Source organism: Caulobacter sp. GW456-12-1-14-TSB4 (assembly GCF_059424195.1).
Genome location: NZ_JBWKZF010000026.1, coordinates 22229 through 40089, shown reverse-complemented (window position 1 = coordinate 40089; position 17861 = coordinate 22229). Strand labels below are relative to the sequence as shown.

The 17861-nt window shown below is 69.0% G+C and carries 18 protein-coding genes; 5 read left to right on the top strand and 13 right to left on the bottom strand.

Annotated elements, in window-relative coordinates:
- Window positions 1-4 precede the first annotated feature (4 nt).
- Window positions 5-688: a DUF2306 domain-containing protein gene (locus AC07YH_RS20465; RefSeq protein WP_494748796.1), complete on the bottom strand. Its 684-nt coding sequence runs from the start codon at window positions 686-688 to the stop codon at window positions 5-7.
- Between the two features lie 123 nt (window positions 689-811).
- On the opposite strand from AC07YH_RS20465, the gene AC07YH_RS20460 reads away from it, so the two are divergent.
- Both AC07YH_RS20460 and purD read left to right on the top strand, forming a co-directional pair.
- Window positions 812-1474, top strand: coding sequence for an HNH endonuclease (locus AC07YH_RS20460; RefSeq protein ID WP_494748795.1), 663 nt, complete (start codon window positions 812-814; stop codon window positions 1472-1474).
- A gap of 48 nt (window positions 1475-1522) precedes the next feature.
- Window positions 1523-2806: a phosphoribosylamine--glycine ligase gene (purD, locus tag AC07YH_RS20455; protein ID WP_494748794.1), complete on the top strand. Its 1284-nt coding sequence runs from the start codon at window positions 1523-1525 to the stop codon at window positions 2804-2806.
- Window positions 2807-2818: 12 nt separating this feature from the next.
- Here purD and AC07YH_RS20450 read toward each other — a convergent pair whose 3' ends face one another.
- Complete coding sequence (locus tag AC07YH_RS20450; protein ID WP_494748793.1) at window positions 2819-3202, bottom strand: hypothetical protein; 384 nt, start codon at window positions 3200-3202, stop codon at window positions 2819-2821.
- Window positions 3203-3355: 153 nt separating this feature from the next.
- Here AC07YH_RS20450 and AC07YH_RS20445 point away from each other — a divergent pair, with 153 nt between their 5' ends.
- Both AC07YH_RS20445 and AC07YH_RS20440 read left to right on the top strand, forming a co-directional pair.
- On the top strand, window positions 3356-4438 hold the full coding sequence (locus AC07YH_RS20445; protein ID WP_494748792.1) for a phosphotransferase: 1083 nt from the start codon (window positions 3356-3358) through the stop codon (window positions 4436-4438).
- A gap of 5 nt (window positions 4439-4443) precedes the next feature.
- Window positions 4444-5745 (top strand): metal-dependent hydrolase family protein, encoded by a 1302-nt coding sequence (locus AC07YH_RS20440; protein ID WP_494748791.1) that lies wholly within the window; start codon window positions 4444-4446, stop codon window positions 5743-5745.
- Between the two features lie 111 nt (window positions 5746-5856).
- Here the strand turns inward: AC07YH_RS20440 and lpxK are convergent, their stop codons facing one another.
- From lpxK to AC07YH_RS20415, 5 genes are read right to left on the bottom strand one after another with little or no spacing between them, the layout of a single operon-like run.
- Window positions 5857-6864, bottom strand: a complete 1008-nt coding sequence (gene lpxK, locus AC07YH_RS20435) for a tetraacyldisaccharide 4'-kinase (protein ID WP_494748790.1) — start codon at window positions 6862-6864, stop codon at window positions 5857-5859.
- Window positions 6861-8126 carry a 3-deoxy-D-manno-octulosonic acid transferase gene (locus tag AC07YH_RS20430; protein ID WP_494748827.1) on the bottom strand — a complete coding sequence of 422 codons (1266 nt, stop codon included), beginning with the start codon at window positions 8124-8126 and terminating at the stop codon, window positions 6861-6863. Before AC07YH_RS20430 ends, lpxK begins: the two co-directional genes overlap by 4 nt.
- Window positions 8096-9091, bottom strand: a complete 996-nt coding sequence (locus AC07YH_RS20425; RefSeq protein ID WP_494748789.1) for a cation diffusion facilitator family transporter — start codon at window positions 9089-9091, stop codon at window positions 8096-8098. The genes AC07YH_RS20430 and AC07YH_RS20425 overlap by 31 nt, the downstream gene beginning before the upstream one ends.
- 31 nt (window positions 9092-9122) lie before the next feature.
- Complete coding sequence (locus AC07YH_RS20420; protein ID WP_494748788.1) at window positions 9123-9824, bottom strand: lysophospholipid acyltransferase family protein; 702 nt, start codon at window positions 9822-9824, stop codon at window positions 9123-9125.
- On the bottom strand, window positions 9821-11626 hold the full coding sequence (locus AC07YH_RS20415; protein WP_494748787.1) for an ABC transporter ATP-binding protein: 1806 nt from the start codon (window positions 11624-11626) through the stop codon (window positions 9821-9823). The genes AC07YH_RS20420 and AC07YH_RS20415 overlap by 4 nt, the downstream gene beginning before the upstream one ends.
- A 144-nt stretch (window positions 11627-11770) precedes the next feature.
- Here AC07YH_RS20415 and AC07YH_RS20410 point away from each other — a divergent pair, with 144 nt between their 5' ends.
- Window positions 11771-12436, top strand: a complete 666-nt coding sequence (locus tag AC07YH_RS20410; RefSeq protein ID WP_492815649.1) for a fused DSP-PTPase phosphatase/NAD kinase-like protein — start codon at window positions 11771-11773, stop codon at window positions 12434-12436.
- Between the two features lie 124 nt (window positions 12437-12560).
- Here the strand turns inward: AC07YH_RS20410 and AC07YH_RS20405 are convergent, their stop codons facing one another.
- The 6 genes from AC07YH_RS20405 to AC07YH_RS20380 all read right to left on the bottom strand — a co-directional run bounded on the left by AC07YH_RS20405 (window position 12561) and on the right by AC07YH_RS20380 (window position 17837).
- Window positions 12561-12794: a DUF4170 domain-containing protein gene (locus tag AC07YH_RS20405; protein WP_492102113.1), complete on the bottom strand. Its 234-nt coding sequence runs from the start codon at window positions 12792-12794 to the stop codon at window positions 12561-12563.
- Window positions 12795-12814: 20 nt separating this feature from the next.
- On the bottom strand, window positions 12815-13594 hold the full coding sequence (locus tag AC07YH_RS20400) for a 3'(2'),5'-bisphosphate nucleotidase CysQ (protein WP_494748786.1): 780 nt from the start codon (window positions 13592-13594) through the stop codon (window positions 12815-12817).
- The gene (locus AC07YH_RS20395; RefSeq protein ID WP_494748785.1) at window positions 13591-14922 is read right to left on the bottom strand and encodes a TldD/PmbA family protein; all 1332 of its coding nucleotides are present in this window, start codon (window positions 14920-14922) and stop codon (window positions 13591-13593) included. Before AC07YH_RS20395 ends, AC07YH_RS20400 begins: the two co-directional genes overlap by 4 nt.
- Window positions 14923-14960: 38 nt before the next feature.
- A complete protein-coding gene (locus tag AC07YH_RS20390; protein ID WP_492836449.1) occupies window positions 14961-15362 on the bottom strand; it encodes an MAPEG family protein in 402 nt (133 codons plus the stop codon).
- A gap of 89 nt (window positions 15363-15451) precedes the next feature.
- Window positions 15452-17212 (bottom strand): M14 family metallopeptidase, encoded by a 1761-nt coding sequence (locus AC07YH_RS20385; protein ID WP_494748784.1) that lies wholly within the window; start codon window positions 17210-17212, stop codon window positions 15452-15454.
- A 58-nt stretch (window positions 17213-17270) separates the two neighbouring features.
- Complete coding sequence (locus tag AC07YH_RS20380; protein WP_494748783.1) at window positions 17271-17837, bottom strand: hypothetical protein; 567 nt, start codon at window positions 17835-17837, stop codon at window positions 17271-17273.
- Between the last annotated feature and the right edge of the window lie 24 nt (window positions 17838-17861).

Genomic DNA, 17861 nt, shown 5'->3' with positions numbered 1-17861 from the left:
GCGCTCAGGCGGCGGCGAGCGCGCGCTGCTGGCGGCGGCGCCGCAGGACCAGGACCGTGATCCAGATCGCGGCCATCGGCTGAAACAACAAGGTCGGCCAGAGCTGGCTCCATGGCGTGGGCAGGAAAGTCAGGAAGTTACCCGAGAAGGCGCTGATCACCGCACCATAGGCGCTCAACATCTTCACCAGGTGCTCATAGGTCCAGAGGTTGGCGGAAAAAGGCCAGGCCGTCGGCCGGGTGAAGCGCCACAGATCCCAGCCGCCATAGGTGAAGGCCGCATAGACCAGGGCCGCGCTGACCGCCGCCTTGTTCCCCGTCTGGCCGGTGAGCACCAGGAGCAGCACCCAGGCGCCGATGCCGACCAGGGCCAGCGTGACCGCCCAGTCCAGGGGCTTGGCCCGTTGGCGCGGATCGAGGTCCGGCCGCTTGCGCCCCAGCACCCGGACTCCGGAAAAGAGCGTGATCGTCGCCGTCGCCGACAGCGCCGCGAAATAGGCGTTGAAATGCAGCGCGGTCATCACCCAGGCCGCGGCCAGCAACAGGCTCATCAGCCCGACGAATGTCCGCCCCGACCACCGGTGCAGGCGCGAGCCCTTGCGGCTGAGGACCGGGACGACGCCGACGGCGACGAGGGCGAAGCCGCAGGCGACGTGCAGGGCGAGGGCGGGGGAGAAGAGCGTGTCCATGGCCGCCATCAAGGTTGGCCGACGGTCGCCGCGCCACCGGCTAGGGGCGAACGACGGCGCGGAGGGGCGAATGTCGCCTTTACACACGCCAAGCCTCGCTCTTCTTTGGGGCGAGGGGGCACGATGGATCCACAAGCATTCCTGGCGCCGCGCCGATGTTTCAGGGAGCCGGTTCCGGAAATCTTCCGGGCGGCGCGTCTACTCAGCGCCGCTGCCGACGCGCATCTGGCCGGCAAGGCCAAGCAGGCGGTCGCATGTCTCGAAGCGGCTGACATTCTGGCCGTACGGATGTGGACTGACTCGCTGTGGGGCAGCGCCAAGAAGCATCCGGAGCAGAGGACCTATCTTCGCGTCCGTGAAGTCGCGAATGCGCCGCCGCTCGTTCCAAAGGCCGAGCGCATGCTGGTTCGAATGCCATCCGCTTCAGAGAAGGCGGCGGTCGTGAACCGCTACGGTCACCACTGTGGCTTCTGCGGCATCCCGGTGATCCGCGCGGAAGTGCGCAAGGCCTTCGCGAAGGCCTATCCGCAGGCGGCCTACTGGGGAAACACCAATGCGACCTGCCACGCGGCCTTCCAGTGCCTCTGGCTGCAGTACGACCACATCGTCCCGCACAGCCGAGGCGGGGACAATGCGATCGAGAATCTCGTGATTACGTGCGCCGGCTGCAACTATGGGCGCGTCGGCTATACGCTCGAGGAGGTTGGGCTGCTGGACCCCAGAACCTTCGAACGGCCTTCCAGCGATTGGGATGGCCTGGAGAGGATACTTCTAAGGCCCCGATAGGCGCTGGCGCCTTGACCGGCTGCCCCGCGCGCGCCACACCCCGCGCTCATGGAAAAGCTGACCATCCTCCTCGTCGGGTCCGGCGGGCGCGAGCACGCCCTGGCCTGGAAGATCGCCCAGTCGCCGCTGTGCGGGCGCCTCGTCGCCGCCCCGGGCAATCCCGGCATCGAAGCCGTCGCCGAGCTGCGGGCGGTCAAGGTGACCGACGCCGACGGCCTCGTGGCCCTGGCCCAGGAGATCGGCGCGGACCTCGTCGTGGTCGGTCCGGAGTCGGCGCTGGAGGTCGGCCTGGCCGACAAGCTGGCCGAGGCCGGCATCCCCTGCTTCGGCGGCAGCCAGCGCGCCGCGCAGCTTGAGACGTCCAAGGCCTTCACCAAGGACTTCTGCCAGCGCCACGGCCTGCCGACGGCGGCCTATGGCGTGTTCGAGGACGCGGCTTCGGCCGGCGTCTTCCTCGACACCCTGGAAGCGCCGTTCGTGATCAAGGCCGACGGCCTGGCGGCCGGCAAGGGCGTGGTGATCGCCGCGAACCGCGCCGAAGCGGACGCCGCCGTGCTCGACATGCTGGGCGGCCGCTTCGGCTCGGCCGGCGCGCGCGTCGTGATCGAGGAGTTCATGCACGGCGAGGAGGCCTCGCTGTTCGCCCTCTGCGACGGCAAGACGGCGGTGCTGTTCGGCGCGGCCCAGGACCACAAGCGCGCCTATGACGGCGACGAGGGCCCCAACACCGGCGGCATGGGCACCTACTCCCCGCCGCCCGTCCTGACGGACGCCCTGATCGACCAGGCCTGGCGCGAGCTGATCGTCCCGACCGTCGAGGGCATGGCCGCCGAGGGCAATCCGTATGTCGGCGTGCTCTATGCCGGCCTGATGCTGACGCCGACGGGGCCGAAGCTGGTGGAATACAACGCCCGCTTCGGCGACCCCGAGTGCCAGACCCTGATGCTGCGCCTTGAGAGCGACATCGTCCCGATCCTGCTGGCCGCCGCCAAGGGCGAACTGGCCTCGGCCGAGCCGCCCAAGTGGCGCGAGGAGGCGGCGATCTGCGTGGTCCTGGCCGCCGAGGGTTATCCCGACGCCCCCAAGACCGGCGGCCGGATCCAGGGCGCCGACGCCGACTTCGGCGACGAGGCCGTGGTGTTCCACGCCGGCACGGCTCGCGAGTTCGAGGGCCGCCTGGTGGCATCGGGCGGCCGGGTGCTGAACGTCTGCGCCCTGGGCGCGACCCTGCACGAGGCTCGCGACATGGCCTATGCGGCGCTGGGCGCGATCTCGCTGGAGGGTGGCTTCTACCGCACCGACATCGGTTGGCGGGCGCTGCAGCCGCGCTAGTCGGCCGTCGCGCTATTTGGCCAGGGCTGTGGCGACAAGCGCCCGCATGACTTCGGGTGTCACGGTCCACAAGCCCCAGAGCGCCAACCCGATCAGCAAGACCTGGACCGTGAAAGAGAAGGCGGCCGGGAAGTTATGCGAGCGGTCGGGAAAGCCCTTTCGCGCCATGACCTCAAGACGCCCCAGATAGAACCAGATCGTCAGCCAGGCGAAGAACGTCACTCCCGCGGCGGAGGCTGTCGCGTAGAGCCAGGGATTGCGCGTGGCGTTGGCGAGTTGAACGAGCACGCAGACAGCCGTCATCCGCGCGAGCGTGTCGAAGATGCGTTTTGCGGCGTTGTCGCTTTGATTGATGAGCGCGCGGAGATCGTCAGCACGGGTGTCGTTAGTCGCCATGTCGTTTTCCTTGTCTGGAAGGCGAACGAAGCGAATGCGTCTTAAGATTGCATTTCAAAGCATGGTTGAGTGATCGGCATTTCACCGTGTGACTTGCCACCTGCGCTCGGCTCTCTAAACTCCCAGTTCAAACAAGCGTTGGGGAGAAGCGCCATGGCCGAAGCCGCCGAACAGTCCGCCCAGGACCTGAACTCCGGCACTAAGCCCGTCGACCCGCGCCACGCGATCGACGAAGCCAAGCTGGCCGCCTGGCTGGAGGCCAATGTCGAGGGCTATGCCGGGCCGCTGGAGGTGCGCCAGTTCAAGGGCGGCCAGTCGAACCCGACCTACCAGCTGGTCACGCCGGGCAAGCGCTACGTCCTGCGCCGCAAGCCGCCGGGCAAGCTGCTGCCCAGCGCCCACGCCGTCGACCGCGAGTACAAGGTGATCTCCGGCCTGAACAAGGCCGACTTCCCCGTCGCCCAGGCCTACGCGCTGTGCATGGACGAGGACGTCATCGGCACGATCTTCTACGTCATGGAGAACGTCGAGGGCCGCATCCTGTGGGACGGCACCCTGCCGGACTATCAGCCGGCCGAGCGCCGGGCGATCTACGAGGCCCAGATCGACACCTTGGCGGCGCTGCATAACGTCGACTACGAGGCCGTGGGCCTGGGCGACTACGGCAAGCCGGGCAACTATTTCGCCCGCCAGATCGACCGCTGGACCAAGCAGTACAAGGCGTCCGAGACCACGATCATCGCCGAGATGGACCAGCTGATCGACTGGCTGCCCAAAAGCTGTCCGGTCGACGACAAGACCTCGATCGTCCACGGCGACTACCGCCTGGACAACATGATCCTGCACCCCACCGAGCCGCGCGTGATCGCCGTGCTGGACTGGGAGCTGTCGACCCTGGGCAATCCGCTGGCCGACTTCAGCTATTTCCTGATGAACTGGGTGATGCCGTCCGACCAGCGCGGCGGCCTGTCGGGCATCGCGGACCTGGAAAGCTACGGCGTGCCGACCATCCCCGAGGCGGTCGAGCGCTACTGCAAGGCCACCGGCCGCGACGGACTACCGGAGCTGGACTGGTATTTCGCCTACAACCTCTTCAGACTGGCCGGCATCTGCCAGGGCATCGTCGGCCGCGTCCGTGACGGCACCGCCGCCAGCGCCCATGCGCAGACGATGGAAGCGCGCGTGCCGATCCTGGCCAAGGGGGCCTGGTCGTTCGCGCAGAAGGCGGGGGCCTAGTCCGAATGAAGAAGCTGCTGACGGGCGTCTGCGCCCTGGCCATCGCCGGGGCGCTGTCCGGCGTCGCGTGCGCCCAAAACACGGCAAAAGAGACGGTGTTCGTGCAGGCCGGTAAGCTGCTGGCCGACCCGGCCACCGGCAAGGTCGAGACGGCCAAGACCCTGGTGCTGGAAAACGGCAAGGTCACCAGGATCGTCGACGGCTATGTCGCCGAGCCGGGCGGCAAGGTCGTCGACCTGAAGGACAGCTTCGTCCTGCCGGGCCTGATCGACAGCCACGTCCACCTGACCCACGAGCAGAGCCCCAATTCGCGGCTCAACGCCGTCACCCGCGGCCCGGCCGACGAGGCGCTGGTCGGGGCCGGCTTCGCGCGCAAGACGCTGATGGCCGGCTTCACGACGGTCGCGGACCTCGGGGCCGACAACAAGGCGATCTTCGCCCTGCGCGACGGCATCAAGCGCGGCGACGTGCCCGGCCCCCGGATCATCGCCGCCGGCTCGGCCGTGTCGATCCACGGCGGCCACGCCGACGTCAACGGCTATGCCGAAGAGGTCATGCACGTGCTGCGGCCGACCTCGGTCTGCTCGGGCGCCGACGATTGCCGCCGCGCCACCCGCGAACAGGTCTGGCTGGGCGCCGACATCATCAAGATCACCGCCACGGGCGGGGTGCTGTCGAACACCGCCGCGGGCCTGGGCCAGCAGTTCTCGGACGATGAGCTGAAGGCCATCGTCGATGCCGCCCACCGCATGGGCCGCAAAGTCACCGCCCACGCCCACGGGACCGACGGCATCAACAGCTTCCTGCGGGCCGGGGGCGACTCGATCGAGCACGGCACCTATCTCGACAACGACAGCATCGCCCTCTTCAAGAAGAGCGGCGCCTATCTGGTCCCGACCCTGATGGCCGGCGACTTCGTCTATCGCGTGGCCTCGGGGCCGAACAACTTCCTGACCCCGGCCCAGACGGCCAAGGCCCTGGAAGCCGGTCCGAAGATGATCGACATGGCCCGCCGCGCTCACCAGGGCGGGGTCAAGATCGCGTTCGGCACCGACACCGGAGTCTCGGCCCACGGTGACAACGCCGGCGAGTTCGCGCTGCTGGTCAAGGCGGGCCTGACGCCGCTGGAGGCCATCCAGACGGCGACCGTCAATGCGGCCGACCACTTCTCGCTGTCGAGCGAGATCGGCAGCCTGGCCCCTGGCAAGTCGGCGGACCTGATCGCGGTGAAGGGCGACCCCTTGAGCGATGTGACGGTGCTGCAGCACGTGACGTCGGTGATCAAGGGCGGGGTGGTTTATAAGTAGATGCTCCCCCGTTGGGGGAGCTGTCGCGGAGCGACTGAGGGGGCTAATGCGGCTTAGGCCGAGCTGGCCCCCTCCGGCCCTCTGGGCCACCTCCCCCAAAGGGGGAGGATCTTAAAGCCCCGCCTTCGCCAGCAATTCCTCGACCGCCGCCATGTCGTCGAAGCGCGCCCGCACGGGCCAGGGCGTGACCTTCTCGCGCCATTTGGCCGGCAGGCGGACCCAGTCCTTCTCGGTGGTGACCAGCCCCGCGCCATAGGCCTGGGCGCGGCTCTCCAGCATCTTCAGCGTGGCTTCGTCATAGTCCCCATGATCCGGGAACGGGGCGAAGTCCACGAGCTGGCAGCCGGCGGCGGTGAGGGCCTTCTCGACCTTCCAAGGCTTGCCGATGCCGGCGAAGCCGACCTGCGGGCCCTTGGGCACGGGGGCGGCGGCCTCCAGGCGGGCGACCAGCACCGGCATGTCGCCAAACTGGACCAGCAGGTCGAAGTCGGGCTGGGGCATGTCGACCGGCAGCAGCACGATCACCGCGTCGGCGCGTGAGAGGCCCACCTTCAGCGGCTCGCGCATCGGGCCGGCGGGGAAGACGCGGCCGTCGCCGAACGGCCACTCGCCGCCGCGCGTCTCGCCATCGACCACGACCAGCGACAGCGCCTTGCGGACGGTCGGGTTCTGGTGGCCGTCGTCCATGACGATGGCCTGAGCCCCCGCCCCGGCGGCGGCCTTGGCCCCGGCGACACGGTCCACCGCCACCCACATCGGGAAGTCCTGGGCCAGCATCAGCGGCTCGTCGCCGACGTCCTTGGCCGTGTGGTGGGACGGATCGACCTGGACCGGTCCCTTCAGCTTGCCGCCATAGCCGCGCGAGAGGCCGTGGGCGTCGACGCCGCGCTGGCTCAGGGTCAGCAGCAGTTCGCGGACGATCGGGGTCTTGCCCGCCCCGCCCATGGTGACGTTGCCGACGCAGATCACCGGCGCGCCGACGATGGCGGACCGGGTGCGGGCGATGCGGCGGCGGGTGGCGTCGGCCCAGATCCACGACAGCGGGGTCAGCAGGGCGCGGGTCAGCGGGGCGGGGCCGCCGCTCTTCACGTACCACCAGCGAGGCGTGCCGAGTTTCATGGGACTATCTCGGGGACGAGCTCAAGGATGCGGGAGAGGCCGGCGCGGGCCTCGGCGTCGCGGGTGTCGACATAGGCGCGGGCGCGGGCGGCGCGGGCCTTGGCGGCGGCGGGATCGGCGAGATCGGCGGCGATCGCGTCGCGGAGCTTGTCCGGCGTCGTCATGACCACGCCGCCGGCCGCTTCCAGGCCCTCGAAGGCCGAGGCCCAGTTCTCGACGAACGGGCCGCTGATCGCCGGACAGTCCAGCCGCGCGGCCTCCAGCGGGTTGTGGCCGCCGATGGCGGGGACAAGGCTGCCGGCGATGACCGAGGTCCCGGCCAGGCGGAACCACAGGCCCATCTCGCCCAGGGTGTCGGCGACCAGGATGTCGGCGGGCTCACGCGACTGGCTGCGCAGGCTGGCCGAGAGGCCTCGGGCCTTGGCGAGTTCGACAATGGCCGGGCCGCGCTCGATGTGACGCGGAGCCAGGATGACCGGCGGACGGTCCGGCAGGGCGACGATGGCGTCGAGCGCGATCTCGTCTTCGCCCGAATGAGTGCTGGCGATCAGCAAGGGGAGGCGGCCGAAGCTGATGTCCGGAACCACGGGCGGCAGCGGCGCGGCGCCGAACTTCAGGTCGGCCTCGCCGGCGACCTTGCCGCCCAGGGCCTCGAAGCGCTCGTGGGCGCGGGCGTCCTGGGCCAGGATCAGGTCGAAGCCGGAGAGCAGCTTCCGTGCGGCGTCCGGGCGTTTCTTCCAGCTGGCGAAGCTGCGGTCCGACAGCTTCGCCGAGACCAGCGCCAAGCGCGTGCCGGCGGCCTTGGCCTCCAGCAGCAAGTTGGGCCACAGCTCGCTCTCGACAAAGACGGCCAGGCTGGGCTTCCAGCGGGCGATGAATCGCCGCGCCGCGCCGGGGGCGTCGACCGGGACGTACTGGTGGATCGCCCTGGCCGGCAGGCGCTTGGCCAGCAGAGCGGCCGAGGTGGTGGTGCCCGAGGTGACCAGCACGGTGACGTCGGGGCGTTCAGCGCGCAGGCGCTCGACCAGCGGCAGGATCGACAGGCTCTCGCCGACGCTGGCGCCGTGCAGCCAGACCAGCGGGCCATCGGGGCGCAAGACCTTCGCGCGGCCGAGGCGCTCGGCGATCCGCGCCGGGTCCTCCTTGCCCTTGCGGGCGCGGCCGGCCAGCAGGCTGGGGACGAGGGGCTCCAGAAGCCCCGTGGCGGCCCGGTAGAGGCCCAGGGACAGGGTCACACCGCGCCTTCGGCGGCCAGGGCGCAGGCGTGGGCGCCGTGGCTGGTCTCGACCTGGATGGTCACGTGGCCGATCTTGAACTTGGCCGCCAGTTCCGAGCAGGCGTCGTGCAGGAACTGGTCGTGACCTTCGTCCAGCGGGCGGACGACGTGGGCGGTCATGGCCGTTTCGGTCGTGCTCATCGCCCAGATGTGCAGGTCGTGGACCTCGGAAACGCCTGGGCGGGCGGCCAGCCAGGCGCGGACCTTGTCGGTGTCGATGCCGCGCGGCGTGGCGTCCAGGGCCATGTCCAGGCTGTCGCGCAGCAGGCCCCAGGTGCCCAGCACGATGACCACCGAAATGACCAGGCTGACCACCGGGTCCAGCCACAGCCAGCCGGTCAGGCTCATGGCGAAGGCGGCCACGACCACGCCGGCCGAGACAGCGGCGTCGGACGCCATGTGCAGATAGGCGCCCCGGATGTTCAGGTCCTCCTTGGAGCCTTTCATGAACAGCAGGGCCGTGGCGGTGTTGATGACGATGCCGATGGCCGCGACGATCATCACCTCGCCGGTCTGGATCGGCTCGGGCGAGGCGAAGCGGCGGATGGCTTCCCAGCTGATCGCGCCGATGGCGATCAGCAGCAGGGCGGCGTTGCCCAGCGAGGCCAGGATGGTGCCCTTGCGCAGGCCATAGGTGCGGCGGGCGCTGGGCGCGCGCTTGGCCAGCACGGCCGCGCCCCAGGCCAGCAGCAGGCCCAGAACGTCCGACAGATTGTGGCCGGCGTCGGCCAGCAGGGCCAGCGAGTGGGTCATCAGGCCCGCGCCGGCCTCGACCACCACGAAGCCCAGGTTCAGCGCCGTGCCGATCGCGAACGCGCGGCCGAAGTCCTTGGGCGCGTGGCTGTGGCCGTGATGTCCGTGGCCGTGGTGATGGCCATGCCCGTGCCCATGGTCATGATCGTGGTGATCATGGTCGTGATGGTCGTGCGAATGGCCGTGATCGTGGGGCATGGGCTCTACATCCCACCAAGGACGGGTCTGATCAATCTTGCACCAGGGCTTCGGCCCGGCGGGTGACGGCGGAAAGGCGCTGGGCCCAGCTTTCGACCAGCTGGTCGGGGTCGTCGCCTCGGCCCGCGCCGGTCGGACCGTCCCAGACCATGGCGGCCTTGGCGAAGGGTACGGGGATCATCGTCTGGTCCCACGAGCCCAGGCGGAGACAGGGCTTGGCGGCCAGGCCCACGAAGATCACCGGCGCGCCGGTGACGCGAGCGAGAGAGGGCGTGCCCTTCTCCATGTGCTCGGCCGGGCCGCGCGGGCCGTCGGGGGTGATGGCGACGCCGCCGCCGTCCTTGACCCACCGGACCATGTCGCGGAAGGCCTCTTCGCCGTGCTTGTTCTTGGCCAGGTCCGTCTTCTTGGCCGACGAGCCGCGGATCGACGGGAAGCCCAGCTTCTCGACCGTGCGGGCGATGAACTCGCCGTCGTTGGAGCGCGAGATCAGGGCGCGCATGTCCTGGCGCGTCGTCAGGTCCTGCGGCCAGCTGAGCGGCGACATCGGGATGCGCGAGTGCCAGAAGCACAGGATCGCGCCCGCGCCGGTCTCGCGGCCCTGGGCCCAGACGGCTTCGGCCTGCTCGCGGCCTTCCTCGGTCATGCGCAGGGTGCGGAACACCAGCTTGGAATAGCCGGCGAAGATCGAGGACAGCAGCCAGATCACGAACGGCGAACGCAGGGGCCTCAAGCGGAAGCCTCCGGAACGTGGTCGAGGTCCTGGGCCTTGGCCAGGCGGGCATAGAGGCCGCCGGCGCGGACCAGCTCGGCGTGGGCCCCGGTCTCGACGACCCGGCCCTTGTCGATGACGTAGATACGGTCGGCGTTCTTCACGGTCGACAGGCGGTGGGCGATCAGGATCGTGGCGCGGCCGGCCATCAGCCGCTCCAGCGCCGCCTGAACCTGGGCCTCGCTCTCGGTGTCCAGGGCGCTGGTGGCCTCGTCCAGCAGCAGGATGGGGGCGTCCTTGAGGAAGGCGCGGGCGATGGCGATGCGCTGGCGCTGGCCGCCCGACAGGCGCGCCCCGGCCTCGCCGACGACGGTGTCGTAGCCCTCGGGCAGGTCCTGGATGAAGTCGTGGGCGGCGGCCTGGCGCGCGGCGGCCTCGATCTCCAGCTGGCTGGCGCCGGGGCGGGCATAGGCGATGTTGGCGCGGATGCTGTCGTCGAACAGGAACGGCTCCTGGGTGACCAGGGCGATGCGGTCGCGAAGGCTCGCCAGGGTCACCGAGCGGACGTCGTGGCCATCGATGGTCACCGCACCGGCCGTCACGTCGTAGAAGCGCGGGATCAGATTCAGGATCGAGCTCTTGCCGCCGCCCGAGGGGCCGACCAGGGCGACGGTCTCGCCCTTGTTGGCGGTCAGCGAAACGTCGGACAGGGCCGGGGCGTCCTCGCCATAGGCGAAGCTGACATGGTCGAAGGCGATGGCGCTGTCGCCGGCCGTCAGGGCCTTGGCGTCGGCGGGATCGACGATAGCGGGCGTGACATCCAGCGCGGCGAAGAGGCGGCGGGCGGCGGTCAGGCCCTCGCTGAACACGGTCTGCAGGTTGGCCACCTGGCGCAGCGACTGGGCGGCCATCAGCAGGCTGGTCATGAAGGCGAAGAACACCCCGGCCGTCAGCGGCGACAGGGTGAAGGGGCCAAGGCTCAGCACGCCGCTGGTCGCTCGCCAGCCGGCATAGGCGAAGACCACGGCGACGATGGCGGTGGTGAAGGTCTCTGTGGCCGGGGCGGCCATGGCGCGGGCGTTGCTGCCCTTGATCAGGTGGCGCTGGCGGCGTTCGACCACGGCGGCGACACGGGCCTCCTCATAGGCCTCGCGGTTCTCCATCTTGACGATCTTGACCCCGTCCAGGCTCTCCATGATCGCGGTCGACAGGTTGGAGGTCTCGCCCATGGCCCCCTTGGCGGCCTTGGTGGTCTTTTTCGAGAAGCTCCTGATGATCAGGCTGGCCAGCGGCGCGATGACCAGCACGCCGGCCGCCAGCAGCGGGTCCAGGGTGAACATCGCCGCCAGGGCCCCGACCACGGTCAGGAACTCGCGGACATAGTTGACCACGCCCGTGGTCGCCGCTTCCCGGATCAGGCCGGCGTCGTAGAGCACCGAGGCGACGTACGAGCCCGAGTGGGCGCCGCGCAGGCGCTGCAGGTCCGAGCGGACCAGGCGGCCGAACAGCCGCACCTGCATGTCGCCCACGACGCCGTTGCCGATGCGGTTGATGACCTGGGCCTGGATCACCTGGAACACGCCGCGCGCGATGGCCAGCCCCGCGATGGTCAGCGGGATGGCCCAGATCGCCCCGGCGCGCGGATGGGTGATCAGCTGGTCGATGGCCGGCTCGATGATCTTGGCCAGCTTGACCGACAGAGCCGCGACGATGGCCGCGCTGACGATCGAGACCGCCAGGCCCTTCCAGCGGGGCTTGAGGAACTCGCGCCACATCCGGCCCATCAGGGCGCGGTTCGAGGGCTGAGCGTCCGTGTTCGTCATGTCGGAGGGGTCGGATTTCGCGCGAGGGCTGTCAAGGACGTGGCGGACGCACTCGCCCGTAAAAGCGACACCATGAGGGCGGCTTTTGCCTTTCGGGGCCGATACCCTTACCTAGGCGGCGAAATCCCGAAGGAAAGCGCCGCCTTGGCCAAGTTCGACCTCGCCACGCCCTGGGGCCGGTTCAAGACCTATCTCCACTATCTGTGGAACGACCACGCCTATCTGCGCCTGGGCTTCTCGAACGCCCACTGGATCAGCCCGGAGATGGTCCGCGCCAACCAGCCGTGGCCGTTCCAGCTGGCCTGGTGGAAGAAGCGTGGCATCAAGACCATCGTGAACCTGCGCGGCGGCTTCGACGGCAGCTTCTACGCGCTGGAGAAGGACGCCTGCGAGCGCCTGGGCCTGAACTTCGTCGACTTCACGATCACCTCGCGCGAGGTGCCGATCCGCGAGCGGGTGCGGGGGGCGAAGGAGCTGTTCGAAAAGATCGAGTACCCGGCGCTGATGCACTGCAAGTCGGGCGCGGACCGGGCCGGGATCATGAGCGTGTTCTACGCCCACTACCGCCTGGGCCTGCCGATCCGCGAGGCGGTCGAGCAGCTGTCGCCGCGCTACCTGCACATCAAGCACGGCAACACCGGCGTGCTGGACTACGTGTTCGAGCAGTATCTGGAGGTCGGGGAGCCGAAGGGCCTGACCTTCAGCGAGTGGGTCGAGAGCGACGACTACAATCCCGTCGAGATGAAGAAGACCTTCCGGGCGAACATGCTGGGGAAGGTGCTGACGGATAAGATCCTGCGGCGGGAATAAAGCTGCTCCCCCGCTGGGGGAGCTGTCGGCGGAGCCGACTGAGGGGGCTTCTCCGCCTAGGCCGCGCTGCCCCCTCCGGCCCTGCGGGCCACCTCCCCCAGAGGGGGAGGAGACGCTCGGGCTTTTAGCCCTCGCTCGGATCCAGCAGCTTGTGGGCGTGGATGATGAAGTAGCGCGCGTGGGCGTTGTCCACCGTCGCCTGGGCCTTGGCCTTCCAGGCCTTGTGGGCGTCTTCGTAGCTGGGATAGGCGCCGACGAACTCGACCTTGCTGAGGTCGCGGAATTCGATACCGGCGACATCCTTCAGTTCGCCGCCAACCACGATGTGAAGAAGCTGCTTATCGACCATTTGGAGCATGTTCCTGCGAGGAATTATGTTTATGGCAGCTCGATATGCCCGACGCGTGACAGGATCAATGGGGCGAGCGCCCGATTGGCGCAAACCAGGCTCGGAACCAGCGGAACGGGGCGATTATAGGCGAAATGTCGGCCTTTGTGGTCGCTGAGCCAGGCGCCGGCGCGGCGGCAGATCAGGTCGGCGGCGGCGACGTCCCACTCGCTCTTGGGCGACAGGGCGATGGCGGCGTCGAACGCGCCCGAGGCCACCAGGCACATGCGGTAGGCGATCGAGTTGCGGCTCTCGATGCGCATCGTGGGCCACGGCTCGCGCCAGGCCGGGTGGGCGAACATCTTGGCGTCGCCGAGCATGGCCGAGCCTTCGAGCGCTTCGGTGGCGCTGGGCTGGATGATCACGCCGTTCAGGGTGGCCGGGCCGTCGGCCGTGGCGGCGTAGGTCTCGTTCAAGGCCGGGGCGTGGACGACGCCGGCGATCGGCTGGCCGTTCTCGACCACGGCGATCGAGACCGCGAACCACGGCTTGCCCTTCATGAAGGCCACCGTGCCGTCGATCGGGTCGACCACGAACTGGCGACGCGTGGTGAGGCGGGCCGGATCGTCGGCGGTCTCTTCCGACAGCCAACCGTAGTCGGGGCGCTCGGCGCCGAGTTCGGTCTTCAGCAGGGTGTCGACGGCCAGGTCGGCGTCGGTGACCGGCGAGCCGCCCTCCTTGGACCAGACCTTCAAGCCGCCCTCGCGGGCCGAGAGCGCCAGCTCGCCGGCCTCCTTGGCGGCTTGGAGGATCAGGTCGAGGTCGTTCATTTGCCCGCGATCGCCAGGGCGTCGACCAGGATCGACGGGCTGTTGCTGGCGCCCCGGAACTGCAGGTCCGAGCCGGGGACCAGGCGGGCGTAGATGTCGATCAGGTTGCCGGCCACGGTGATCTCGGTGACCGGGCCGGTGCTCTCGCCGTTCTCGAACCAGACGCCCGAGCAGCCCACCGACCAGTCGCCGGTGTTGCCGTTCAGCGAGGGGCCGAACATCGAGGTGACCAGGAGGCCCGTCCCGGCGTCCTTCATCAAGCCTTCCAGGTCCTGGGCGCCCGGCTGGAGCGTCAGGTTGTGGGTCGAGACGCTGGAGGGACCGGCGAGGCCGCGCGAGGCGTGACCGGTGGTGGTCAGGCCCAACTGCTTGGCCGAGGAGCTGTTCAGCAGCCAGGTGGTCAGCACGCCGTCGTCGATCAGGCTGCGGACCTGCGTGGCCACGCCCTCGTCGTCGAACGGGGCCGAGCCCAGGCCGCGCACGCGGTGGGGGTCCTCGGTCAGGTTGATCCCCTTGGCGAAGATCTGCTGGCCCAGCTTGTCCTTCAGGAACGAGGAGCCGCGGGTGATCGAGGGACCCGAGATCGCGCCCAGCAGCGGGCCGATCAGGCTCATGGCCAGGCGGTTCTCGAAGATCACCGGGGCGGTGGTCGTGGCGATCTTGCGCGGGTTGAGGCGCGCCACCGCCTGGCGGCCGGCCTCCATGCCGATGTCGCCGGCGGCCGGCAGGTCGCCGAAGTGGCGGGTCGAGCGGCCTTCGCCGCCGCGTTCCATGCCCGCGCCCTCGCCGGCGATGGCCGAGGCCGAGACCGAGTGGCCGGTCGCGGCGTGGACGCCGTGGAAGCCCTCGCTGGTGACCAGCGCCCACTTGGACGAGGACCAGCTGCCCGAGCCGCCGTCGGAATTGGTCACGCCCTTGACCTCGCGGGCGTGGGCCTCGGCGATCCGCGCCTGGGTCTCCAGGGTTTCGGCCGTGGGCTCGTAGGCGTCGATCAGGTCGAGTTCGGGGAACGGACCCTTGGCCAGGCGCTCGCTGGGCGCGAGGCTGGCATAGGGGTCTTCCGGGGCCAGGCGGGCCATGGCCACGGCGCGCTCGACCAGCTTGGCGCGAGCGTCGGCCGAGATGTCGGAGCCGGAGACGGTGGCGCTGCGGTTGCCGATGAACACGCGCAGGCCCAGGTCCCGGGCCTCCTCGCGCTCGACCTCTTCCAGCGCGCCCAGGCGGACCGAGACGGAGAGCGACTGACGCTCGGCGAAGACGGCTTCGGCGGCGTCCGCCCCGGCCTTGCGCGCGGCGGCGACCACATCATGCAGCAGATTATCGTCCATGCGGTCTTATGGACGAGGCTCCCCTAACGGGGCAAGCGCTACCCGATGGCCGACAGCAGCAGGGCCACGCCCGCGAAGATGTAGGCCAGCCAGGTCGCCACCATGCCGACCGAGCGGCCGATCGAGGCGCCGCCGTTGGTCGACAGGCCGAAGGCGTGGATCGCGCGGCCGGCGAACAGGATGAAGCCCACCACGTGGATGGCCAGCGGCGAGGCGCCGGCCACGGCCAGCACGGCCAGGGCCGCGACGCCGGTCGGCACGTATTCGGTGGCGTTGCCGAAGGCGCGGATGGCGCGGGCCAGTTCCGGGATGCCCTCGTCGCCCAGCGCGACCTTGTGCTTCTGGCGCAGGCGCACGACCAGCAGCGACAGGATCAGCAGCAGGAACAGGTGAAGACCGGCCCACAGCGCGGCGGCGTGGCCGGAAGCAATCGTATCCATCGGTAACCCAAGCCCTAGTGACTAATCCCGCCCCCCGGCGAACGCTCATATGAAACGTTCCGCACAGGGTCGGCAAGCCGACCCGCCTATCACGCGATTTCGCGGGCGATCGGGTAAAGCAGATAGTGGTCGTCGTAGAAGGGCGTGCGCTCGTAGAACCAGGCCAGGCGGGCGTCCGGATCGGCGGCGAACTTGGGCTCGGCGGCCAGCTTGGCCTCGAACTCGGTCTTCAGCGCCGGATCGGCGGCCATCATCGCCTCGGCCAGCGGGGCGATGGCGTAGGATTCGATATATTCGACCCGGCTCAGCACCTCGGGGACCATGCCCCAGGCGAAGACGCTCTCGCTGGACTGCGGCTCCAGCAGCAGCACCACGAGGTCGCCCAGCGGCTGGTCGGTGGGGACGCGGACCGAGCCCTTGGGGAAGGTCCAGTCGCGGGTCTCCGTCGTCACCGTCTCGACGCTGATCTGGACGTGGCCTTCGTTGGCGCGGTCGGCCAGCTTGGGATCGACCAGGCGGATCATCTCGACATTCACGACCGTGTCGGCCGCCAGGGTCTCGAGCGTCACGCCGTGCAGCTTCAGCCGCTCGATCAGGTCAGCGCGGTAGCTCGGGACGTAATAGGCGACCGGGCGCTTGAGGCTCAGGCTCGAATGCGAGCCGTAGAATGGCGCTGACCACAGTTCCGGATCGGCTTCGCCCAGCCAGCGGATCTCCCGCCGACCCGAGGCGGGGCTGTCGTAGGTCTCGTACTTGATGCCCTTGAAGTGGCGGGTGTAGGCGGGCTTCGGGTCGGACACGAAGTTCGCCAGCACCTCGGCCGGGCGCAGGGCGCTGTCGGCGGCGATGGCCGTGCGCAGGTCGCCGCCCTTCTCCGCCAGCAGCTTCAGCGCCGTCTCGATGAAAACGTAGGTTCCCAGCACGCGTTGGGCGTGGGGCTTGAGGCTATGGTTCTCGATCAGGATGGTCGGGACGTGGGCCGCGGCCCCCCAGCCGTTCGAGAAGCGCTCGCCCAGGCCGCCGTCGTTGAAACCGGCCTTGGGGTTCTGATCGTCGATGCCGAACACCAGCTCGCCCGGGATATGACCTTCGGCCTCAAGGCTGGCGTTCAGGGTCGGCTTCAGCACGTCGTCCAGCCATTTCGCGATGGCCGGCGAGCGACACCAGACGCCGTTCTCGCCATTGAAGCCGTAGGTGACGTCGTACTGGTAATCGAGGCCGTCGGTGACGTGGACGTCGACATAGAGATCGGCCTTGTACTTGGCCTGCAGGCGCTTCAGCGCCTGCATCTCCGGCTGGTCCAGCTTCATGAAGTCGCGGTTGAGGTTCTGGTTGGTGGCGGTGTTGCGCCAGCCCTGGATGCGCGGCCCGCGCTGGTTGGGGCGCGAATAGGCGGACGCACGCTCATGGCCGTCGACCGACAGGATCGGCAGCAGCAGCAGGTTGACCTTGTCCAGCAGCCCGTCCTTGCCGTGGAACGCCATGTCCCGCAGCAGCATCATGCCGGCGTCCTTGCCGTCGATCTCGCCGGGGTGGATGCCGCACTGGACGAACAGCAGCGGTTTCTTGGGATCAAGGGTGTCGCCGTCCTTGGTGGCGATGACCGCGAAGATCGCCCGGCCTTGGGGCGAGACGCCGAAATCCTCGACGCGGACCAGGTCCGACGCCGCATCCAGGCGATCGAACCAGGCGCGAGTGTCGACATAGTTGGGCGAGAAGTCGTGCTCGGCGTCGGCCTCGAAGGCGGTGATCCACGGATCGGAGGCGTCGCGGATCAGGCCCTGACTGGCGCCCTGCCAGTGCGGGGCCGGCGGCAGGAAGGGCTGATCCCAAGGCGCTTTCGAGGACATGCGAGGCTCCAAACAAGCAGGCCGCTGTCGTCGCGCCTCAAGGCCTTTCTGGCAAGCCTTAGAAGGTGAACATCACCACGACGAAGATGGCGTTCAGCATGGCCAACAGGATCAGGTTGACCGTCCGGTTGCGCACGAAGAACAGCGCCACGATCAGGCTGTAGAAGGCCAGCAGCAGGGTGGCGTGCAGGCCCATCCATCGCACCTGGACGGTCTCCATGAAGCCGCGGACCAGGATCGAGGTGACCTCGAAGCCCAGCAGGCTGGCCACGATCATGCCGCCGACGACCAGCGGCTTGTGCTTGTCGTAATAGGCCGAGAGGTTGGGCCAGGCGGTCAGGTCGTCCGGCGCGACCAGGCTGGCGATCAGGTAGTAGGCGCCGCAGGCCAGCATGCCGTTGGTGACCATGCCCAAGCCCAGGTCCGCCTGGCCCATGATCTTGGACGCGCTGTTCAGGAAGCTGCAGATGTCCAGCACCACCAGCAGCATCAGCAGCGGGGTGTGCCAGCCCATCCGCACGCTTTCGCGATGGCGGATCAGCCGCACGGCCGAGGACATGACCTTGGCGATGGCCAACGCCAGCAGCGCGCCATAGGCGGCGAAGAAGATCTCGATAGCGTCCATTGGCCCCCCAGCCTCGGCGCTCTT

Bases quoted from the DNA above. Each gene is read 5' to 3' on its own strand.
- AC07YH_RS20450 (WP_494748793.1), bottom strand. From the start codon at position 3,202: ATGGCGACTAACGACACCCGTGCTGACGATCTCCGCGCGCTCATCAAT.
- AC07YH_RS20395 (WP_494748785.1), bottom strand. From the start codon at position 14,922: ATGGACGATAATCTGCTGCATGATGTGGTCGCCGCCGCGCGCAAGGCC.
- AC07YH_RS20380 (WP_494748783.1), bottom strand. From the start codon at position 17,837: ATGGACGCTATCGAGATCTTCTTCGCCGCCTATGGCGCGCTGCTGGCG.
- AC07YH_RS20425 (WP_494748789.1), bottom strand. From the start codon at position 9,091: ATGCCCCACGATCACGGCCATTCGCACGACCATCACGACCATGATCAC.
- AC07YH_RS20465 (WP_494748796.1), bottom strand. From the start codon at position 688: ATGGACACGCTCTTCTCCCCCGCCCTCGCCCTGCACGTCGCCTGCGGC.
- purD (WP_494748794.1), top strand. From the start codon at position 1,523: ATGGAAAAGCTGACCATCCTCCTCGTCGGGTCCGGCGGGCGCGAGCAC.
- AC07YH_RS20390 (WP_492836449.1), bottom strand. From the start codon at position 15,362: ATGGATACGATTGCTTCCGGCCACGCCGCCGCGCTGTGGGCCGGTCTT.
- AC07YH_RS20400 (WP_494748786.1), bottom strand. From the start codon at position 13,594: ATGAACGACCTCGACCTGATCCTCCAAGCCGCCAAGGAGGCCGGCGAG.
- AC07YH_RS20440 (WP_494748791.1), top strand. From the start codon at position 4,444: ATGAAGAAGCTGCTGACGGGCGTCTGCGCCCTGGCCATCGCCGGGGCG.
- AC07YH_RS20415 (WP_494748787.1), bottom strand. From the start codon at position 11,626: ATGACGAACACGGACGCTCAGCCCTCGAACCGCGCCCTGATGGGCCGG.
- AC07YH_RS20385 (WP_494748784.1), bottom strand. From the start codon at position 17,212: ATGTCCTCGAAAGCGCCTTGGGATCAGCCCTTCCTGCCGCCGGCCCCG.
- AC07YH_RS20405 (WP_492102113.1), bottom strand. From the start codon at position 12,794: ATGCTCCAAATGGTCGATAAGCAGCTTCTTCACATCGTGGTTGGCGGC.
- lpxK (WP_494748790.1), bottom strand. From the start codon at position 6,864: ATGAAACTCGGCACGCCTCGCTGGTGGTACGTGAAGAGCGGCGGCCCC.
- AC07YH_RS20460 (WP_494748795.1), top strand. From the start codon at position 812: ATGGATCCACAAGCATTCCTGGCGCCGCGCCGATGTTTCAGGGAGCCG.
- AC07YH_RS20445 (WP_494748792.1), top strand. From the start codon at position 3,356: ATGGCCGAAGCCGCCGAACAGTCCGCCCAGGACCTGAACTCCGGCACT.